General features: G+C 64.5%; 16 protein-coding genes. 2 read left to right on the forward strand and 14 right to left on the reverse strand.

Annotation, left to right across the window (positions count from 1 at the left end):
• Positions 1–234 precede the first annotated feature (234 nt).
• From OXH74_RS02035 to zwf, 3 genes are read right to left on the reverse strand one after another with little or no spacing between them, the layout of a single operon-like run.
• On the reverse strand, positions 235–924 hold the full coding sequence (locus tag OXH74_RS02035; protein WP_375739867.1) for a bifunctional 4-hydroxy-2-oxoglutarate aldolase/2-dehydro-3-deoxy-phosphogluconate aldolase: 690 nt from the start codon (positions 922–924) through the stop codon (positions 235–237).
• Positions 925–941: 17 nt separating this feature from the next.
• A complete protein-coding gene (gene pgl / locus OXH74_RS02040) occupies positions 942–1,658 on the reverse strand; it encodes a 6-phosphogluconolactonase (RefSeq protein WP_375739868.1) in 717 nt (238 codons plus the stop codon).
• Positions 1,645–3,114: a glucose-6-phosphate dehydrogenase gene (zwf, locus tag OXH74_RS02045; protein WP_375739869.1), complete on the reverse strand. Its 1,470-nt coding sequence runs from the start codon at positions 3,112–3,114 to the stop codon at positions 1,645–1,647. Before zwf ends, pgl begins: the two co-directional genes overlap by 14 nt.
• A gap of 182 nt (positions 3,115–3,296) precedes the next feature.
• Here zwf and OXH74_RS02050 point away from each other — a divergent pair, with 182 nt between their 5' ends.
• Positions 3,297–4,157, forward strand: a complete 861-nt coding sequence (locus OXH74_RS02050; RefSeq protein ID WP_215374800.1) for a MurR/RpiR family transcriptional regulator — start codon at positions 3,297–3,299, stop codon at positions 4,155–4,157.
• Positions 4,158–4,235: 78 nt separating this feature from the next.
• Here OXH74_RS02050 and OXH74_RS02055 read toward each other — a convergent pair whose 3' ends face one another.
• From OXH74_RS02055 to edd, 10 genes are all read right to left on the reverse strand, one after another.
• The gene (locus OXH74_RS02055; protein WP_375739870.1) at positions 4,236–5,138 is read right to left on the reverse strand and encodes a D-hexose-6-phosphate mutarotase; all 903 of its coding nucleotides are present in this window, start codon (positions 5,136–5,138) and stop codon (positions 4,236–4,238) included.
• A gap of 12 nt (positions 5,139–5,150) precedes the next feature.
• A complete protein-coding gene (locus OXH74_RS02060) occupies positions 5,151–6,374 on the reverse strand; it encodes a maltoporin (protein ID WP_375739871.1) in 1,224 nt (407 codons plus the stop codon).
• A gap of 131 nt (positions 6,375–6,505) precedes the next feature.
• Positions 6,506–7,660 carry an ABC transporter ATP-binding protein gene (locus tag OXH74_RS02065; RefSeq protein WP_375739872.1) on the reverse strand — a complete coding sequence of 385 codons (1,155 nt, stop codon included), beginning with the start codon at positions 7,658–7,660 and terminating at the stop codon, positions 6,506–6,508.
• 146 nt (positions 7,661–7,806) lie between these two features.
• Positions 7,807–8,652: a carbohydrate ABC transporter permease gene (locus OXH74_RS02070; RefSeq protein ID WP_375739873.1), complete on the reverse strand. Its 846-nt coding sequence runs from the start codon at positions 8,650–8,652 to the stop codon at positions 7,807–7,809.
• Positions 8,645–9,553 (reverse strand): carbohydrate ABC transporter permease, encoded by a 909-nt coding sequence (locus tag OXH74_RS02075; protein ID WP_215374744.1) that lies wholly within the window; start codon positions 9,551–9,553, stop codon positions 8,645–8,647. Before OXH74_RS02075 ends, OXH74_RS02070 begins: the two co-directional genes overlap by 8 nt.
• Positions 9,554–9,779: 226 nt before the next feature.
• Positions 9,780–11,033, reverse strand: coding sequence for an ABC transporter substrate-binding protein (locus OXH74_RS02080; RefSeq protein ID WP_375739874.1), 1,254 nt, complete (start codon positions 11,031–11,033; stop codon positions 9,780–9,782).
• Positions 11,034–11,199: 166 nt separating this feature from the next.
• Complete coding sequence (locus OXH74_RS02085) at positions 11,200–12,618, reverse strand: ATP-binding protein (protein ID WP_375741704.1); 1,419 nt, start codon at positions 12,616–12,618, stop codon at positions 11,200–11,202.
• 4 nt (positions 12,619–12,622) lie between these two features.
• On the reverse strand, positions 12,623–13,354 hold the full coding sequence (locus OXH74_RS02090; RefSeq protein WP_215374750.1) for a response regulator: 732 nt from the start codon (positions 13,352–13,354) through the stop codon (positions 12,623–12,625).
• 180 nt (positions 13,355–13,534) lie between these two features.
• Entirely contained in the window at positions 13,535–14,509 is a 975-nt protein-coding gene (locus tag OXH74_RS02095; protein ID WP_375739875.1) for a glucokinase, read from the reverse strand.
• The gene (edd, locus tag OXH74_RS02100) at positions 14,506–16,332 is read right to left on the reverse strand and encodes a phosphogluconate dehydratase (protein WP_375739876.1); all 1,827 of its coding nucleotides are present in this window, start codon (positions 16,330–16,332) and stop codon (positions 14,506–14,508) included. Before edd ends, OXH74_RS02095 begins: the two co-directional genes overlap by 4 nt.
• A gap of 267 nt (positions 16,333–16,599) precedes the next feature.
• On the opposite strand from edd, the gene OXH74_RS02105 reads away from it, so the two are divergent.
• Positions 16,600–16,917: a heavy metal-binding domain-containing protein gene (locus tag OXH74_RS02105; RefSeq protein WP_215381588.1), complete on the forward strand. Its 318-nt coding sequence runs from the start codon at positions 16,600–16,602 to the stop codon at positions 16,915–16,917.
• 94 nt (positions 16,918–17,011) lie between these two features.
• Here OXH74_RS02105 and OXH74_RS02110 read toward each other — a convergent pair whose 3' ends face one another.
• On the reverse strand, positions 17,012–19,465 hold the full coding sequence (locus tag OXH74_RS02110) for an RND family transporter (protein ID WP_375739877.1): 2,454 nt from the start codon (positions 19,463–19,465) through the stop codon (positions 17,012–17,014).
• Positions 19,466–19,471: the final 6 nt, after the last annotated feature.

A 19,471-nucleotide genomic window follows, 5' to 3' on the forward strand; every position in this document is an offset into this window, starting at 1 on the left:
CATGAGATCGAAAGAGATTGGATCGGTAGCCCGGATGAAATCCGGGGGCCTCTGGTAGTCGATTCCCGGATTGCATCCGGGCTACTGGACGGCGGCGAGTAGCGAACCCTGTGGGGCCGAATTCATTCACGAAGCAGGCCACAGGCCTGCCATGAAAGCCCCCTGGGGGGGCACTGCATGCCCCTCAGCGAATGAATTCGCCCCCACAACAAGCAAGCAGAGCCTCCGCCGGTATCACCCCAGCAGCTTCAGCGCCTCGGCCGAGGACGTTTCGACGCGCTGCCAATCGCCTTCGCGAATCCAGGTCTTGTCCATCATCCAGGTACCGCCAACGCACATCACATTGGGCAGCGCCATGTAGTCACGCAGGTTGCCCGGGTTGACGCCGCCCGTGGGGCAGAAGCGGATGCCCGGGAAGGGGCCGCCGAAGGCCTTGAGGGCCTTGATGCCACCGCAAATCTCGGCAGGGAACAGCTTGAAGCGGCGGTAACCGAGGGCATAGCCGAGCATGATTTCCGAGGCGCTGCTGATGCCGGGGATCAGCGGCAATGGGCTGTAGACGCCCGCGCGCAACAGTTCGGCGGTGCAGCCCGGGGTCACGACGAACTGCGCCCCAGCGGCCTCGGCTTCGGCAAGCATCAGTTCGTCGAGCACGGTGCCGGCACCGATGCACAGCTCGGGGCGCTGCTCGCGCAGCAGGCGGATGGCGGCGAGGCCGTGCTCCGAGCGCAGGGTGATTTCCAGGGTGCGCAGGCCGCCGGCGGCCAGGGCATCGGCCAGCGGCAGGATGTCCTGTTCACGCTCGATGGTGATCACCGGCAGGATGCGCGCGGCGCCACAGATGATGTCGATCAGGGCAGCCTTGTCGGCCATGCTCGGAACGGTTTCGCGGTGGCTCGCCTGGCTGTGGGGAATGCTGGTCATGGGACGGTCCTTCGGGCTCAGGGGCACCAGTAGATTTCCAGGGATCGACGGAGGAAGGCGCGGATCGGCATCTGCGCAGCGCCCTCGCCAGCCAGTGCGTCGGCCAGGGTCGCGAGCTTGCCCTGCCCTTGCAGCGCCAGCAGCGTCAAGCGCGCGCCTTCGAGCATCGGCAAGGTCAGGCTGAGGCGCTGATGCGGAACGGTCGGTGCCAGCATCGCCAGGCAGCGCTGCGGGCACTCCGGGCTGAGTGCTGCCTCGAGGTTCGGGCTGGTCGGGAAAAGCGAGGCCGTGTGGCCGTCCTCGCCCATGCCCAGCACCAGCACGTCAAAGGGGTGCGGCAGCTCGGCCAGGGCCTGGTCGGCCAGCCTCGCGGCCTCGTCCAGGCTGGCTGCCGCGCTATAGAGACCGATGAAGCGGGCCCTGGCCGCCTCGCCCTGCAATAGATGGCGACGCACCAGCCCCTCATTGCTGTCGGGGTGGCTCACCGGTACCCAGCGTTCATCTGCCAGGCTGACGACCACCTTCGACCAGTCCAGCGCCTGGCTGGCGAGTCGCTCGAAGAAAGCCACCGGGCTGCGCCCGCCGGACACCACCAGGGTAGCCACACCGCGTGCGTCGATGGCTGAGCGCAGCGCGTTGGCGACGGTGACCGCCAGCTCGCCGGCGAGCTGCACGGGATTGTTCAGGCTGAAGCCGATAACCTGTTCCGGCAGGTTGATGTTAGAGATCGCCATACCAACTCCGACCATCACGAGTGATCAATGCAATGGAGGCCACCGGCCCCCAGGTTCCCGCCGCGTAGGGCTTGGGCGCATCGCCCTGTTGTTGCCAACCGGCGATGAGCTGGTCGCACCACTTCCAGGCGTATTCGATTTCATCCTTGCGCACGAAGAGGTTCTGGTTGCCCTTCATCACTTCCAGCAGCAACCGCTCGTAGGCATCGGGAATTCGTGCGCTACGGTAAGTATCGGAGAAACTCAGCTGCAGGGGGCCACTGCGCAGCTGCATGCCCTTGTCCAGGCCCTGGTCCTTGGTCATCACCTGCAGGGAAATACCCTCGTCCGGCTGCAGGCGGATGATCAGGCGGTTGCTGATCAGAGGGCGCTGCTCGGGCGCGAAGATGTAGTGCGGCGGTTCCTTGAAGTGGATGACGATCTGCGAAAGCTTCTGCGGCATGCGCTTGCCGGTGCGCAGGTAGAACGGCACGCCGGCCCAGCGCCAGTTGCGGATCTCCGCTCGCAGCGCGACGAAGGTCTCGGTGTCGCTCTGGGCGTTGGCATTGTCCTCTTCCAGATAGCCGGGCACCGACTTGCCGAGGATGTTGCCGGCCACGTACTGGCCGCGCACCACTTGCTGGCTCAGCTGTTCGACGCCGATGGGTGCCAGTGCCTTGAGCACCTTCACCTTCTCGTCGCGGATGCTGTCGGCGGACAGGTCGCTGGGCGGGTCCATGGCGATCAGGCAAAGCAACTGCAGCAGGTGGTTCTGGATCATGTCGCGCAGTTGGCCGGCCTGGTCGAAATAGCCCCAGCGTCCTTCGATGCCTACCTGCTCGGCCACGGTGATTTCCACGTGGGAGATATGGTTCTGGTTCCACTGGGTCTCGAACAGACTGTTGGCGAAGCGCAGGGCAATCAGGTTCTGCACCGTCTCCTTGCCCAGGTAATGGTCGATCCGATAGGTGCGGTTCTCTGGGAAGTGCGCCGCCACGGCGTCATTGACCGCGCGGGAAGACGCCAGGTCATGGCCGATCGGTTTCTCCAGCACCACGCGGGTTCGCTCGGCGAGGCCTGTGGCCGCCAGCCCCGCGCAGATCGCGCCGTAGACCGAAGCCGGCGTGGCGAAGTAGGCGATCAGCCGGCTCGCCGGGCCGATCTTGTCCGCCAATACCGCATAGCCGTCAGCTTCGAGGAAGTCCATCGACAGGTAGTCCAACCGCGCCAGGAAGCGCTGCATGACAGCCTCCTCCTGCTCCCGCACCGGAACATGCCGACGCAGGTGCTCGCCGATGGCCGCCAGGTGCGCAACGGGCTCGTCGTTCTCACGAGCCAGGGCCAGGACGCGGGTCTCGGCGGGTAGCAAGCCCGCACGATCCAGTTGGTAGAGCGCCGGGAACAGCTTGCGTAGCGCCAGGTCACCAAGGCCGCCGAACAGCGCCAGGGTGCAGGATTCAACAGGTTGTGAGGCCATGGTATTTGTTCTTCTTTCAAACATGAGCTTATGAATACACCCAGATAAGCGTTTCATCAAGACAAAATGTAGTAATAAAACTACATTTCCCAATATCCGAGATTCCTATGGCCCCGCCCTATTACGCTCAGTACGATAGGCCACCGAATGCCAGAACCTTCCCAGGACTCCAAATGGACCGCGTGCACAACCTCCTGGAGCAGATCCAGAACCGCCTCGAAGCGCTCAACAAGGCCGAACGCAAAGTCGCCGAAGTGATCCTGCGCGATCCGCAGCAGGCCACTCGCTACAGCATTGCCGCGCTGGCCCAGGCCGCGAAGGTCAGCGAACCGACGGTGAACCGCTTCTGCCGTTCCTTCGGCGTCAACGGCTACCCGGAACTGAAGATGCAGCTGGCGCAGAGCCTGGCCAGCGGCGCCGCCTACGTTAGCCGAGCCGTGGAGGCCGAAGACGGCCCCGAGGCCTACACGCGGAAAATCTTCGGCAGCGCCATAGCCTCCCTGGATAGTGCCTGCCAGAGCCTCGATCCGCAGCAGATCAGCCGTGCGGTGGACCTGATGATCCAGGCCCGACAGATCCACTTCTTCGGCCTCGGCGCCTCCGCCTCCGTGGCCTTGGATGCGCAGCACAAGTTCTTCCGATTCAACCTCGCCGTGACGGCCCATTCCGATGTACTGATGCAGCGCATGCTGGCTTCGGTGGCTCATACCGGTGACCTCTTTGTGATCATTTCCTACACCGGCCGCACCCGCGAGCTGGTGGAAGTGGCTCGCATCGCCCGGCAGAACGGCGCTTCCGTGCTTGGCCTGACCGCAGCCGGCTCGCCACTGGCCAAGGCCAGCACCATCAGCCTGGACATCCCGCTGCCCGAGGACACCGACATCTACATGCCGATGACCTCGCGCATCATCCAGCTCACCGTGCTCGACGTGCTCGCCACCGGCATGACGCTGCGCCGCGGCGTGGACTTCCAGCCGCACCTGCGCAAGATCAAGGAAAGCCTCAACGCAAGCAGGTATCCGAGCGATGAGGAGCCATCCTGAGGGTTCTATGCGGGAGCTATACCCTCTCCCCCAACCCCTAGGGCTGGGGGAGAGGGCAACGACATCCAGTCCCACACCTCACTCTACCCAAACCCTCAAGCTCAACTTCGCTTCTTCCCCCGCGACCAGCGTCACACCATCCTGTCCACAAGCGGCGCCCTGCACAGAGAGAAACCCCAGGCTTTCCGACCAGCTCACTTCTCCAAGCGGCCGACTGCCGGGATGCCAGACCACGGTGTTGGCATTGCCACCCCCATCGATGCAGATACGCCGCTGCCAGCCGGCATCCTGGATAGTTACCTTGCCGCCCCGGCGGAACACGCGGTGGCAGCCATCGATGATGCGCAGCTCGCCTTCCTGTCTGCAGGGCTCGCGGGCCAGCAGGTCGCGGCCTTCGGCGCCGTCCAGGCCGAGCAGCCCGACCCGCGCCACATCCGATACCCGCCAATAGGCATGCAGCGCATGACTGAGTACGCAGGCTTCACTGTCGCGGTGGCGGGTGGTGAGTCGCAGGTTCATCTCATCGCCCAGCTCCGCCTCCAGCTCCACCACCCAGTCGTGCAGTTCCAGCCGCCAGTTCAGGCGCACGCCGGTGGCGTCCGCCTCCTTGCCGGTCAAACGCCAGTCGCTCAACCGCGCCCAGCCGTGGTGCGGCCAGCCGCTCTCCATTGGGTGACGGCCGAACCAGGGCCAACACACCGGCACGCCACCACGGATGGCGCCGATCCTCGGCCAGCGCGCGGCGCACCAGAGCAACGGGCGTTCGCCACGCGGCTGGAAGTGCAGCAACTGCCCGCCCTGGCGGCTGAACACCGCCGTGCAACGCGGGTGCTCCACCAGCAGGAGCTCGCGGCCCTGCTGCTCGGTCCAGCGGAATGGCTGCCCGGCTTCCGGCCGCAACAGATCGGCCAGGGGATGGTCGACGCCCTCCCCCGTTTTTACCCGATGCGGCCTGACATGCCGTGGCTCACTGACGCCCATCGCGGCTCCGCATCACTTCCACCAGTACTCGAGCTGTACACCGAAGTTGGAGCCGTGCAGGGCATCACCAAAGGCACCGGTGTCGGACAGCGCCGAGCCCGCCGCCATCTGGCTGGCCGCGCGTTGCGCTGCTTCGTTCCAACTGGCGTAGGTGTAGTAGAGGCGGATTTCCGGGCGTTCCCAGAAGCCGGGCCCCGCCGGCGACCAGGTGGGCGCGATGGTGAACTTGGTCAGCTTGCGAGTGCCGCCGGGAGCTTCTACCTGATCGCGGCCAAGCTCGGTCACCAGCTTGAATTGCTCGGTAATCGCATAGCTCGGGCGTACGCCGACCGACAGCCAGTTCTGGTCGTCGCCGTCCGGGCGGGTGTCTTTCTGGTAGACGACCTGGAACTGCCCGCCGAAGCGCGGCGTTACCTGCCAGTCGAAGAACTCCACCACACGCCAACTCTTGTTGGCGTTGTCCAGGGTCGGATCACCGGTATAGCCCAGGGCAGTACCCGGCCCGCGGCCGTACTGCAGGGCGAAGGTATTCAGCCCGCCGAGGAATTCCTTCTGCTTGTGCTGAACGGCCACCGACCAGCCGCTGTGGGCGTCCAGGCTGTCGGGCTTGTCGATATAGCTGACGCCAAAGCCCACCTCACCGCCAGGATTGGTCTGGAAGCCGTCGACGTTGAAGTCGTGCCGATTGATGTACGGGTCCTGGTCGTAGTTGTCCTTGCGCGAGAACACGTAGCTGTACTTCAGGTCCCCGATGGCTACCTGGTCGAAGCCGAAGCCGGTGGCGCTCTGGTTCCAGTAGTAGTAGTCGGAGATGTGGATGTCGTTCCGCTTGTAGAAGCGACGCCCCGCCCAGAAGGAGCCGCCGTTCAACGCCGGCATGTTGCTCCACTCGGCATACATCTGGTTCATCCGAGCAAAGCCGTGGTCGCCGGTGAACTCAGGTGTGTGGCCGTATTCGTTGTAGAGCTGCGCCATGCCTTCGACGCTGATCACCGAGCCGTCGTCGAGCTTGAGCAGGTCCTGGCGCAGGTCCAGCTCGATGTACTGTTCGCACTCGTTGCCCAGGCGGTACTTCGACTGCGCCCCCGGCAGTTGGAAGCAGGATTGCGTGCCACCCTCACTCGAGCCGCCGGCGCCGCTGCGCACGTAACCGGTGAACTCCACCGCCTGCGCAACTCCGGAAACTGCAAACAGCGCGCAAGGCAGTACCCACAAACCTTTGATCGTCGTGCTCATGTCCACTCCAGATTTTTATTGTTGTGTTTCGATGGATCGTCGTGCCGGACCTGCTCCGGCGTTGCCTGTAGGAGCGATCTTGCTCGCGAACAGCCCGGCTCCGTGCCAGCCCTTCGCGAGCAAGCTCGCTCCTACATCCCCTTCAGGCGTGCCACTTTGGCGCGCTCAGGGGGGCTCGCCTTTCCCAGACGACCCAGGCGCTCTCCGCTCTGCGCGTCGAACAGCAGCACCTTGTCCGGAGCGAATTGCAGCTCCAGGGTCTCGCCCACACGCGGAGCGGCATCTGGCGCCAGGCGGCAGCAGACCTTGGTCTGGTTGATCTCGACGAAGGCCAGGGTGTCGGGCCCGGTAGGTTCGAGCACCTGCACCTCGGCGCGGATGCCCGGCAGCCCGGCCGTGCCTTGGGCGACGAGGATCTGCTCCGGACGCACACCGAGGATCACCTCACGCCCGTCCAGCTCGTCCTCCACCTCGCCCAGCGGCAGCTCGCAGTGACCGTCGGCACTGTCGAGTAGACCGAACAGGCGGCCGTCGCGGCGCTGCAGGCGCAGGGGGATGAAGTTCATCGGCGGCGAGCCCATGAACCCGGCGACGAAGAGGTTGGCCGGATCGTTGTAGATCTGCTGCGGGGTGCCGAACTGCTGGATGATGCCGTCCTTCATCACCGCCACCTTGTCGCCCAGGGTCATGGCCTCTATCTGGTCGTGGGTGACGTAGACGGTGGTGGTTTTCAGCCGCTGGTGCATCAGCTTGATCTCAGTGCGCATCTCCACCCGCAGCTTGGCGTCGAGGTTCGACAGTGGCTCGTCGAACAGGTAGATCTTCGGCCGCCGCGCCAGCGCCCGGCCCATGGCCACGCGCTGCTGTTGGCCGCCGGAGAGCTGGCCGGGCTTGCGCTCCAGCAGGTGTTCGATCTGCAGCAGCTTGGCGACGCGCGAAACCTCGGCATCGATTTCGGCGGCCGGCATCTTGCGGATCTTCAGGCCGAAGGCAATGTTCTCGCGCACGCTCATGGTCGGGTACAGGGCGTAGGACTGGAACACCATGGCGATGTCCCGGTCCTTCGGGCTCATGCCGCTGATGTCGGCGTCGTCGACCATGATCGCGCCGCCGGTGATGCTCTCCAATCCGGCGATGCAGTTCATCAGGGTAGATTTGCCGCAGCCCGACGGCCCGACGAGGATCAGGAACTCACCGGAATCGATGGACAGCTCGATGTTCTTAAGGGTGTCCGCCAGGCCGCTGCCGTAGGACTTGTTCACATTGCGCAGTTCGAGGGTTGCCATGTCTTTTCTCCAATCCCGAAAGCTACTTTGAAAGCGTCACGAGCGAAGGTCAGGCAAGGCGGAATCAGGCGAGGAAGCGGAGTTTAGGCCGCTAAATGAGCATTCCGAGCCTGATTCCAACACAGCATGACCGAGCGCAGTAGCTTTCAGCCTTTGACGGCGCCGGCCGTCAGGCCGCGCAGGAAGTATTTACCGGCCAGCACGTAGACCAGCAGGGTGGGCAGGCCGGCGATCATCGCGGCGGCCATGTCGACGTTGTATTCCTTGACCCCGGTGCTGGTGTTCACCAGGTTGTTCAGGGCCACGGTGATGGGCTGGGTGTCGCCGCTGGCGAACACCACGCCGAAGAGGAAGTCATTCCAGATCTGGGTGAACTGCCAGATCAGGCAGACCATGATGGTCGGCACCGACATTGGCAGCAGGATGCGCCCGAAGATGGTGAAGAACCCCGCCCCATCCAGCCGAGCCGCCCGCACCAGGGCGTCCGGAATGCTCACGTAGAAATTGCGGAAGAACAGCGTGGTGAAGGCCAGGCCGTAGACCACGTGCACCAGCACCAGGCCGCTGGTGGTGTTGGCCAGGCCGAACTGGCCGAGGGTGAAGGACGCCGGCAGCAGCACCACCTGGAACGGCAGGAAGCAGCCGAACAGCAGCAACCCGAAGAACAACTGCGAACCACGGAAGCGCCACATCGACAACACATAACCGTTCAGCGCACCGAGCAGGGTCGAGATAAGCACGGCCGGCACGGTGATCTTCACCGAGTTCCAGAAGTAGCCACCGACGCTGGCCCAGGCCTTGGCCCAGCCTACCAGGGTGAACACGTCCGGCATCGACAGCAGGTTGCCGGTGCGAATGTCATCCGGGGTCTTGAAGCTGGTCAGCAGCATCACCACCAGCGGCACCAGGTACACGGCGCAAGCCAGGATCAAGGTGGCGTAGATGGCCAGGCGGCTGAAGCTGAAGGCAGGTTTTCCGGCCAGGCTAGTCATGGCGCTTGTTCCTCAGTTCGGAGTACAGGTACGGCACCAGGATCGCCAGCACCGCGCCGAGCATGAGCATCGCGCTGGCGGCGCCGAGGCCCATCTGGCCGCGGGTGAAGGTGTGGGCATACATGAACATCGCCGGCAGGTCGGAGGCGTAGCCAGGGCCGCCGGCCGTCATCGCTGCCACCAGGTCGAAGCTCTTGATGGCAATGTGGGCAAGGATCATCAGTGCACTGAAGAACACCGGGCGCAGGCTCGGCAGGACGATGCGCAGGTAGATGGTCGGCAGGCTCGCACCATCCACCTGGGCGGCGCGGATGATCGACTGATCGACGCCACGCAGGCCGGCGAGGAACAGCGCCATGACGAACCCCGACGACTGCCACACGGCGGCAATCACCAGGCAGTAGACGACGCGGTCCGGGTCCACCAGCCAGTCGAGGCGAAAGCCTTCCCAACCCCAGTCGCGCAGCAGCTTGTCCAGGCCGAGGCCGGGGTTGAGCAACCACTTCCAGGCGGTGCCGGTGACGATCATCGACAGCGCCATCGGGTAGAGGTAGACGGTGCGGATGAAGCCCTCACGGCGGATACGCTGATCCAGCAACACCGCCAGCAGCACGCCGAGCACCAGGCTGATGCCGATGAACAGTCCGCCGTAGACCAGCAGGTTCTGGCTGGCCACCCACCAGCGATCGTTGTCCAGCAAGCGCTCGTACTGCTGCAGCCCGACCCACTTGTAGCTGGGCATGAAGCGCGAGTTGGTGAAGGACAGCAGGAAGGTCCAGATGATGTAGCCATAAAATCCGACCAGCACGATCAGCACGCTGGGCGCCAGCACCACTTGGGGTAGCCAGCGTTGCAGCGCGTCCAGCGGTGAGGCCTTGGCGAAGACTGCAATTGAAGACATCGGTAACTCCTCGCGAGGAAAGAGCGGTGGCACGGACCTCGTAGGAGCCAGCTTGCTGGCGAACAGGGGTTGCCGGCCGACATCGGGGTTGCCGACCGACTCCGCATCGCCAGCAAGCTGGCTCCTAGAGGTAATTCATGCGCGACAGATCCCGAGGCACATGCCTGGGCACGTACCGGAAATCAGACCTGGAGTCCGGCGGGCCAGGGCCCGCCCGGGAGCGCGCTTACTGCACCGCTTCTATCGCGGCGGCCAGTTGCTGCACGGCCTTTTTCGGGTCGGCTGCGGGGTCGTTGAAGAAGTTGGTCACCACGTCGAACACCGCGCCCTGCACGTAGCTGGAGGCGGCCATGCCGTGAGCCAGGCTGGGCTGCAGGCCGTCGCCCGCTGCGGCTTCCTTGAAGTCCTTCATGGATTGCTGGGCGCAGGCGTCGAAGCTGCTCATGTCCTGATCCAGACGGACCGGGATGGAGCCCTTGTTCTGGTTGAAGAACTGCTGGAACTGCGGATCCAGGATGGTACGCGCCAGATCGTTCTGCGCCTTGCGATTCTCATCGCTGCTGAGCTTGAACATGGCCAGGGAGTCAATGTTGTAGGCAAAGCTGCCCTGGGTTCCAGGGAACGGCAGGCACTGGTAGTCCTTGCCCGCCACCAAACCTGCGGCGCTCCACTCGCTCTTTGCCCAGTCACCCATGATCTGCATGCCGGCCTTGCCGTTGATCACCAGGCCCGTGGCACTGTTCCAGTCGCGGCCGGCCGCATCGGGATCAACGTAGCCGCGCACCTTCTTCAGAGCCACGAAGACCTCGATCATCTTGTCGCTGGTGAGGGTCGCCTTATCCTGCTCGACGAAGGCCTTGTGGTAGCCCTGTGGGCCAAGGATGCTGAACACCAGGTCCTCGAACACGGTGCCGTCCTGCCAGGGCTGGCCACCGTGGGCGAGCGGGATGAAGCCGGCGGCCTTGAGCTTGTCAGCTGCAACGAAGAATTCGTCGAGGGTGGTCGGTGGCGTGGCACCGGCCTTCTGGAACACCTCGGGGTTGATCCACAGCCAGTTGACCCGGTGCACGTTGACCGGCACGGCCACGTAGTGACCGTCGTACTTCATGATGCCAGCCACCTGCTTGGGCAGCAGGGTGTCCCACTGGCCCTCTTCGGACACTTCGTCCAGCTCGGTGAGCAGGCCGAGTTCGCCCCACTCCTGGATGTCCGGCCCCTTGATCTGCGCAGCGGACGGCGGATTGCCGGACACGGCACGAGTCTTCAGCACAGTCATCGCAGCCTCACCACCACCACCGGCGACGGCGAAGTCCTTCCAGGTATGACCTTTTTCTTCGACGAGTTTCTGCAGGGTATCGGCAGCGCGCTTCTCACCACCGGAAGTCCACCAATGCAGGACTTCCACTTCACCGGCGAGAGCGGAAAGCGGGAACAGCGAAGCGAGGGAAACGACAGCGGCCAGGCGAGACAGGGCATTCATGAATGGGACACCTTTTTGTTTTTATGGCTGTGCAAGTCGGTGCTTGCGCTTGCCTGCAGTCTAACCACGGTGTTCAAGGCGGCGGGTAACAAAGGGATAGTGGTTGGTCACGGAGTGGTTACAAAACTCGGATCAGCTCCCTCTCCCTCAGGGAGAGGGGAGACAATCACCCCGCCACTCTCGGCAACCACAGCGTCACGCGAAGGCCGCCCTCTCGTAGATTGCGCAAGCTCAGCTCGCCACCATGGCTGTGCGCCAGGTTGCGTGCGATGCCCAGGCCCAGGCCGTAGCCCTGCTGCTGTCCGGCGAGACGGAAGTGGGGCTCGAACACCTGCTCCAGGCGCTGCTCCGGCACGCCGGGGCCTTCATCATCCACGTGCAGCACGAAGGCCTCGGTGTTGTCCTCGACATGCAGGTGTGCGCGCTCGCCGTACTTCAGGGCGTTGTCCACCAGGTTGCCGATGCAGCGGCGCAAGGCCAGCGGCTTGCCGGGGTAACTGGCAATAGCCTTGCCTTCCAGCGTCACCTGACCGGTGGCGAGATAGGGCTCGATCAACCCGTACAGCAGGTGGTTGAGGTCCACCTGCTCGATATTTTCATGGATGTCGGTGTCCTTCACGCATTGCAGTGCGCCCTTCACCAGCAATTCCAGTTCGTCCAGGTCGCGGCTGAACTTGGCCTGCAAGGCTTCATCGTCCAGCAACTCGACCCGCAGGCGCAGCCGGGTGATGGGCGTACGCAGGTCGTGGGATATGGCGCTGAACAGCTGGCTGCGCTCACTGAGGTAACGGCTGATGCGCTCGCGCATGCTGTTGAAGGCGCGGCTCACCTCCACCACTTCACTGCCGCCGGCCTCAGGCAGGGGCTCCACCTCGGCGCCCAGCGACATCTCCCGCGCGGCGGTGGCCAGGCGTTTCAACGGCCGGCTCTGCCAGTGCACCAGCAGACCGATGAACAGCAGGAGGAAGCTGCTGGTGAGCAAGATGAACCACAGCTGCTGGGTCGGCTGGCCTTGGTCCTCCAGACTGGCGTAGGGCTCAGGCAGCAGCGAGGCGAGATACAACCATTCGCTGGGGCCGATCTGGATCTGCGTCACCAGTACCGGCGGGTTCACTGGCTCAAGGGTCAGGGCGTAGTGGGCCCAGGAGCGTGGCAGCTCGTCGAGCTTCAGGCCGCTGTTGAAGATGCGTAGATCATCCGGGCTGACGAAGTGCAGGGACAGGTCCGCCTGCTTGCCCAGACGCTCGCGCAACACCGCCTCCACCTCGTCCATTACCGCTCGCTTTCGAGGGGTTTCCGGCATTACACGCATTTCCAGCGGCTTGTCGTTGAGGGAAACGAAGAAACGCGTGCCGCCCATCGAGCGCAGCTGGTCCAGCACCATGGGGCGATAGCCCAGAGGCAGCGAGCGAATGTAACTGACACTGGCAGCCATGGACTGGGCAAGGCTGCGGGAGCTGGTGAGCAGGCCCTCCATCTGGCTGGCACGTAGTTGCGAGAGCCAGATGACACTGGACAACGCTTGTGCGACCAGAACCACCAGCAAAGTGAGGAACAGCATGCGCCCGAGCAGCGAGCGCGGCACAAGCCTAAGCATGGACGTGCGGCGTGACCTGCGCCGCCAGCAGATAGCCGGCACCCCGCACGGTGCGGATCAGCCGCGGCGCCTTGCCGGTGTCGCGCAGACGCTGGCGCAGGCGGCTCACCGCCATGTCGACGATGCGCTCCAGCGGCATTACCTCACGGCCACGGGTGGCGTTGGCAATGGTGTCGCGATCGAGGATCTGCTGTGGATGGTCAAGGAACAGCTTGAGCAAGGCGAAGTCGGCACCGGAGAGGATCACCTCCTCGCCATCGAGGTGGAACAGGCGGTGACTGACCATGTCCAGCCGCCACTCGTCGAAGGCCAGCACCTCCACGGGGGCGCGCTCCAGGCCGAAGCCGACCCTGCGCAATAATGCCTTGATCCGCGCCAGCAACTCGCGTGGACTGAAGGGCTTGCCAAGGTAGTCGTCGGCGCCCAGCTCCAAGCCGATCACCCGGTCGGCCTCATCGGAGCTGGCGGTAAGCATGATGATCGGCACTTGCGCCAGGCGCTGGTGCGCGCGCACCCAGCGGCACAGGCTGAAGCCATCTTCGTCGGGCAGCATCACATCGAGGATCACCAGGTCGGCGGCCTCCTCGCCCATGGCACGGCGAAAACCTTCGCCATCGCCGACGGTGCGCACCTGGAAGCCGGCGCGGCTCAGGTAGGTCTCAAGCAGTTCACGGATTTCCTGGTCGTCGTCGACCAGGAGGATGGATTTTCCGGATTGGCTCACAGTGGCCGTCCTTTGTTGTTATCAATTCACTCGATGCCGGACCTGACCCTAGGGTGGATAGCGCTTTTTCTATCCACCAGCGTCGTCGGGCTGAGCTTCTGCCGAAACGTCGGCGTTGCAGGGCACTTATTAGGATGGGTTGAGCCCGCAATACCCATCAATCCGCAGCGATGGGTATCGCTACGCTCCACCCATCCTACGAAAGTTCGCCTGCTGCAAGGCCACGCCCGCGCCTTCCAGGCCGGGATATTCGGCCGTCACCAGCCAAACGGGTATGCCCTCAAAATAGCCGCTCATGCAGCCCTTGCTGGAGAAGCTGCGGACAAACCCGCTGGCCTGGAAGAAGGCGGCGAAGCGTGGCACAACGCCGCCGACTATATACACTCCGCCGCGCGCGCCAAGGGTCAGCACATTATTGCCGGCCACACGCCCCAGCCAGCAACAGAACAGCTCCAGCACTTCCACCGCCACTGGATCGCCAGCCAGCGCGGCAGCGCTGACCTCGGCTGGCGTCGCCAGACGCTCCGAATGGCCGTCGAGTGCGCAGAGCGTACGGTAAAGCAGCAGCAGACCATTGCCACTGAGCACACTCTCGGCGCTGACATGGCCGAGCTGCCCATGCAGGTGCTGCCAAATCGCCGCCTCGCGCAGGCTGCCGATGGGCAGGTCGACATGCCCGCCCTCGCCCGGCAGAGCCTTCCAGCACCCATCACCCAGGGGCAGCAGAGTGCCGACGCCCAGGCCGGTGCCCGGCCCGATCACCACGACGGGGCTGTCCGACTCGGCAACACCTGGGCGCACCAGGACGCGTTCATGCTCGCGCAGACGGGTCATGCCCAGTGCCATAGCGGTGAAGTCATTGACCAGCAGCAGCCGCTCGACCTGCAGCGTCCGGCAAAATGCCGCGCGACTGAGGCGCCAATGGTTGTTGGTAAAACGGAAATGCTCGCCGCCCACCGGTCCGGCAACGGCCAGGCACACTGAACCCAGGCTACCCGGCGCCAGGCCGAGCCCAGCCAGGTAATGGCTGACGGCCTGTTCGGGGCTGGCAAAGTCGGCGGTGGCCAACACCCGAATCGATTCCAGTGTCTCGTTCCGCCACAGCGCGAAGCGCGCATTGGTCCCACCGATATCACCGACCAATGCCAACTTCACTTCAGGCCCTCCAGGTTGCGGGTGAAGGCGCTGGCACCTTGCTCGGCCGAGCTGAAGGCCTCGCGCATGAAGGCGAACAGTTCGCGCCCGGTGCCGACGTTGGCCTCCAGGTCCCAGGGCGCCGCTTCACGCGCGGCGAACGCCTCGGCGTCCACCAGCACCTCGAGGGTACCGGCATGCCCATCGACGCGGACGATGTCGCCATCGCGCAGGCGCGCCAGCGGACCACCGTCGAACGCTTCCGGGCAGACATGGATGGCCGCCGGGATCTTGCCGGAGGCGCCGGACATGCGCCCATCGGTGACCAGCGCCACCTGGAAGCCCCGGTCCTGCAGCACGCCGAGGTACGGCGTCATCTTGTGCAGCTCCGGCATGCCGTTGCTGCGCGGACCCTGGAAGCGCATCACCGCCACCAGGTCGCGCTCCAGCTCGCCAGCCTGGAAGGCATCGGCCAGCGCCTGCTGGTCATGGAAGACCCGCGCCGGGGCGACCACCACCTGATGCTCGAGGGCCACGGCGGACACCTTCATCACCCCGCGACCGAGGTTGCCCACCATCACCCGCAGGCCGCCCTCCGGCGAGAAGGGCCGCGCCACCGGGCGCAGGATGCTCTCGTCGAGGCTCTGGGTGGCGCCTTCGCGCCAGACCAGCTGGCCATCTTCGAGGAACGGCTCCTGGGTGTAACGGCGCAGGCCACGCCCCATCACGGTGTTGACGTCTTCGTGCAGCAGCCCGGCGTCGAGCAGTTCGCGCACCAGGAAGGCCACGCCGCCGGCGGCATGGAAATGGTTGATGTCGGCCTTGCCGTTCGGATAGACGTGGGCCAGGGTCGGCACCACCTCGGAGAGGTCGGCCATGTCCTGCCAGGTGAGCTGGATGCCCGCCGCCTGGGCGATCGCCGGCATGTGCAGGGTGTGGTTGGTGGAGCCGCCGGTGGCGTGCAGGGCGACGATGGAGTTGATCAGCACGCGCTCGTCGATCAGCTCACCGATCGGCAGGAACTGCCCGCCCTGCCGGGTCAGACGGGTGACCTGGCGCGCGGTCTCGACGGTCAGCGCCTCGCGCAGCGGGGTGTTCGGGTTGACGAAGGACGCGCCCGGCAGGTGCAGGCCCATGATCTCCATGAGCATCTGGTTGGTGTTAGCGGTGCCGTAGAAGGTGCAGGTGCCGGGGCTGTGGTAGGCCGCCATTTCCGCCGCCAGCAGCTCGTCGCGACTGGCCTTGCCCTCGGCGTAGCGCTGGCGCACTTCGGCCTTTTCCTTGTTCGACAGGCCGGACGGCATGGGCCCGGCCGGCACGAAGATCGACGGCAGGTGGCCAAAGCGCAACGCGCCCATCATCAAGCCGGGGACGATCTTGTCGCAGATGCCGAGGAACAGCGCGGCATCGAACATGTTGTGCGACAGCGCCACGGCGGTGGACATGGCGATCACCTCGCGGCTGGCGATGCCCAGCTCCATGCCCGGCTCGCCCTGGGTGACGCCGTCGCACATGGCCGGCACGCCGCCCGCCACCTGGCCCACCGAGCCGATGTCGCGCAGCGCCTGCCTGATCCGTTCCGGGTAGTGCTCGTAGGGCTGGTGCGCCGAGAGCATGTCGTTGTAGGCGGTGACAATGGCCACGTTGGCCGCGTCCATCAGGCGCAGGCGCTGCTTGTCGCCACTGCCGCAACCGGCCACGCCGTGGGCAAAGTTGGCGCATTGCAGCTTGCCGCGTTGCGGCCCCTCGCTGGCCGCCTGATGGATCATCGCCAGATAGCGCTCGCGGGTCGCGCGGCTGCGCTCGATCAAGCGCTCGGTTACCTCAAGGACGCGGGGATGCATGGAATCGACTCCAGATAGCGGATGATTTTGTTTTAATGCCGAACAAAATACGACCATGAAGGGTAAAAAACCACAGACCACAGCAAAATATTTTGTTATTACAACAACAAAACCATCAACAGTGGTTACCGACCTGACCACCTCGCCCGGTGGCGAGTGCTAAAAGAATACGCTTTGGAGCGTCTTGGCTCATCCTGCTTCGGGATTCCGCCCCTCGCCCTGTGTGGGGCTATGCTTCAACCCTCTTTGAACAGCCAGGAGCGCGCCATGATTCTCTCCACCACTCCCACCCTCGAAGGCAAGGCCATCCGTGAGTACCGCGGTATCGTCTGCGGCGAAGCCATTCTCGGCGCCAATGTGTTCCGTGATCTGTTCGCTGGTATCCGCGACATCATCGGCGGGCGTTCCGGTGCGTATGAGAAGGAACTGGCCCGCGCGCGGGAGATCGCTTTCGAGGAATTGAAGGAGAACGCGGAAAAGCAGGGAGCCAATGCCGTGGTCGGTATCGATATCGACTATGAGGTGGTGGGCCAGAACGGCAGCATGCTGATGGTGAGCGTCAGCGGCACGGCGGTGGTGGTCTGAGCTGCCGCGCGGCGGGGTAATCATCCCTCCTCCGAACGCGGCCCGCCCTGGCCCCTCTCCCAAGGGGAGAGGGGCGGTTGGACTTGTCCCTTTCCTACAGCACTTCGGGCTCTACCCGGCGCTCGCGCAGGAAGAAGTAGGACAGCGCCGGGATCAGGATCAGCGCGCCGAGCATGTTCCAGATGAACATGAAGGTCAGCAGGATGCCCATGTCGGCCTGGAACTTGATCGGCGACCAGGCCCAGGTAATCACGCCCGCTGCCAGGGTGATGCCCACCAATGCCACCACCCGGCCGGTGAAGGCCACGGCCTTCTTGTAGGCGGCCGACAGCGACAGACCCTCGCGCTGGTACTGCAGCTGCACGCTGAGCAGGTAGAGTGCGTAGTCCACACCAATACCCACGCCCAGGGCGATCACCGGCAGGGTCGCCACCTTCACGCCAATGCCCATGGCCACCATCAGCGCCTCGCACAGCACCGAGGTCAGCACCAGCGGCAGGACGGCCACCAGCGTCGCACGCCAACTGCGGAAGGTGATCAGGCAGAACACCGTCACCGCCAGGTAAACGTAGAACAGCATGGTTCGGTTGGCCGAGTGCACCACGCTGTTGGTGGCGGCCTCGATGCCGGCGGTGCCCGCAGCGAGGAGGAACTGGCGGTCCGGCTCGCTGTTATCGGCGACGAAGCGCTCGGCGATGGCGGACACTTCCGACAGCGTCTGGGCCTTGTGGTCCTTGAGGTAGGCGATCACCGGCATCACCGAGCAGTCGGTATTGAACAGCTCCGGCGTGTTCACCGAGGCCTGCTGGGCGGCGTAGTTGAGTACGTCCTGGTTGCGCTGCAGGCTGAGGAACTTGGGGTTGCCCTCATAGGTTCCGGCCGTGATCTGCCGCACGGCATTGGTCAGCGACACCGTGGTCTGCACGTTCGGATGCTGCTGCAGGGCCCACGCCAGACGATCGGCCTGCACCAGGGTCTGGTAGTTGAGGCAGCCTTCGGCCGGGGTCTTGACCATCACCGCGAACAGGTCGCTGGACAGCGCGTAGTGTCCGGTGATGTAGGCGTTGTCACGGTTGTAGCGCGAGTCCGCACGCAGCTCCGGCGCACCGGCATCGAGGTCACCGATCTGTAGTTGCAGACTGACCACGAAGCCGGCCACGCCCATGAGGCCAGCCACGACCACCGCAGTCAGGGCCCAGCGCCGCTCGGTGAAGTGGTCGAGGAAGTCCCAGATGCGCCCGAAGCCCCGGTGCGCGGCGGCGTTGGAGTCGATCCGCAGCGCGCGCTCAGCAGCCTTGGCGCCGACGCCGACGTAGGACAGCGCCACCGGCATCAACAGCAACGAGGTGAAGATCAGCATGGCAACGCCAATGCTGGCAGTGATGGCCAGGTCCTGGATCACCGGGATGTCGATCAGCAACAGCACGGCGAAGCCTACGGCGTCGGCCAGCAGTGCCGTGACACCGGCGAGGAACAGCCGGCGGAAGGTGTTGCGCGCAGCCACCTGGCGGTGGGTGCCGCGGCCGATGTCCTGCATGATGCCGTTCATCTTCTGCGTGGCATGGGACACGCCGATGGCGAAGATCAGGAACGGCACCAGGATCGAATACGGGTCGATGGCGTAGCCGAGCCAGGCGACGATTCCCAGTTGCCAGACCACCGCCAGCAGCGAGCAGAAGATCACCAGCAGGCTGCTGCGCAGACAGCGGGTGTAGGCCAGGATGATGAAGAAAGCGGTCACCACGGCCAGGCCGAAGAACATCATCACGCGGATGAGGCCGTCGATGAGATCGCCCACCAGCTTGGCGAAGCCGATCACGCGGACCTTGATCTTGCCCTGCCCTTCCTCGCCAGAGGCTTGCGCCGCTGTGTCACCGGCGTATTCGAAGCGCAGGCGGAACTTGTCTTCCAGGGTGCGCGAGAACTGGTGGTAGTCCACGCCCTTCGCCCCGGCCGCGGCCTGGTCAAGCAGCGGGATCACCAGCATGGTGGATTTGAAGTCGTTGGCCACCAGGCTGCCGACGATGCCGGCGCGGGCGATGTTCTGCCGCAGCTGTTCGATACTCGCCGGTGAGCCGTCGTAGCTATCGGGCATCACCGGGCCGCCCTGGAAACCTTCCTCGGTGACTTCGGTCCAGCGCACGCCTGGCGCCCAGAGCGATTTCATCCAGGCACGATCGACGCCCTGGGTGAGGAACAGCTCGTCATGCACCTGTTTGAGCGCATCGAGGTAGTCCGGGTCGAAGATGTCGCCCTGGGTGCTCTCCACCACGACACGAACGCTGTTGCCCAGGCCGCGCAGGGATTTGCGGTTCTCCAGGAAATTCTGGATGTAAGGGTGCCCCTGGGGAATCATCTTTTCGAAGCTGGGGCGCAGCTCCAGGCGGGTGATCGCCATGTAGCCCAGCACCAGCGTCATCAGCAGGATGCCGATCACGAACGGCAGGCGGTTGTTGAAAACGATGCGCTCCAGCAGATTACCGCTGTGCACGTCGAAGTCGTTCAGATCTTGGATCACCGGTATCACGCCTTCTTTCATGCCACCCATGATGGG

The sequence above is a fragment of the Metapseudomonas boanensis genome, assembly GCF_042232855.1.
Classification (GTDB): domain Bacteria; phylum Pseudomonadota; class Gammaproteobacteria; order Pseudomonadales; family Pseudomonadaceae; genus Metapseudomonas; species Metapseudomonas boanensis.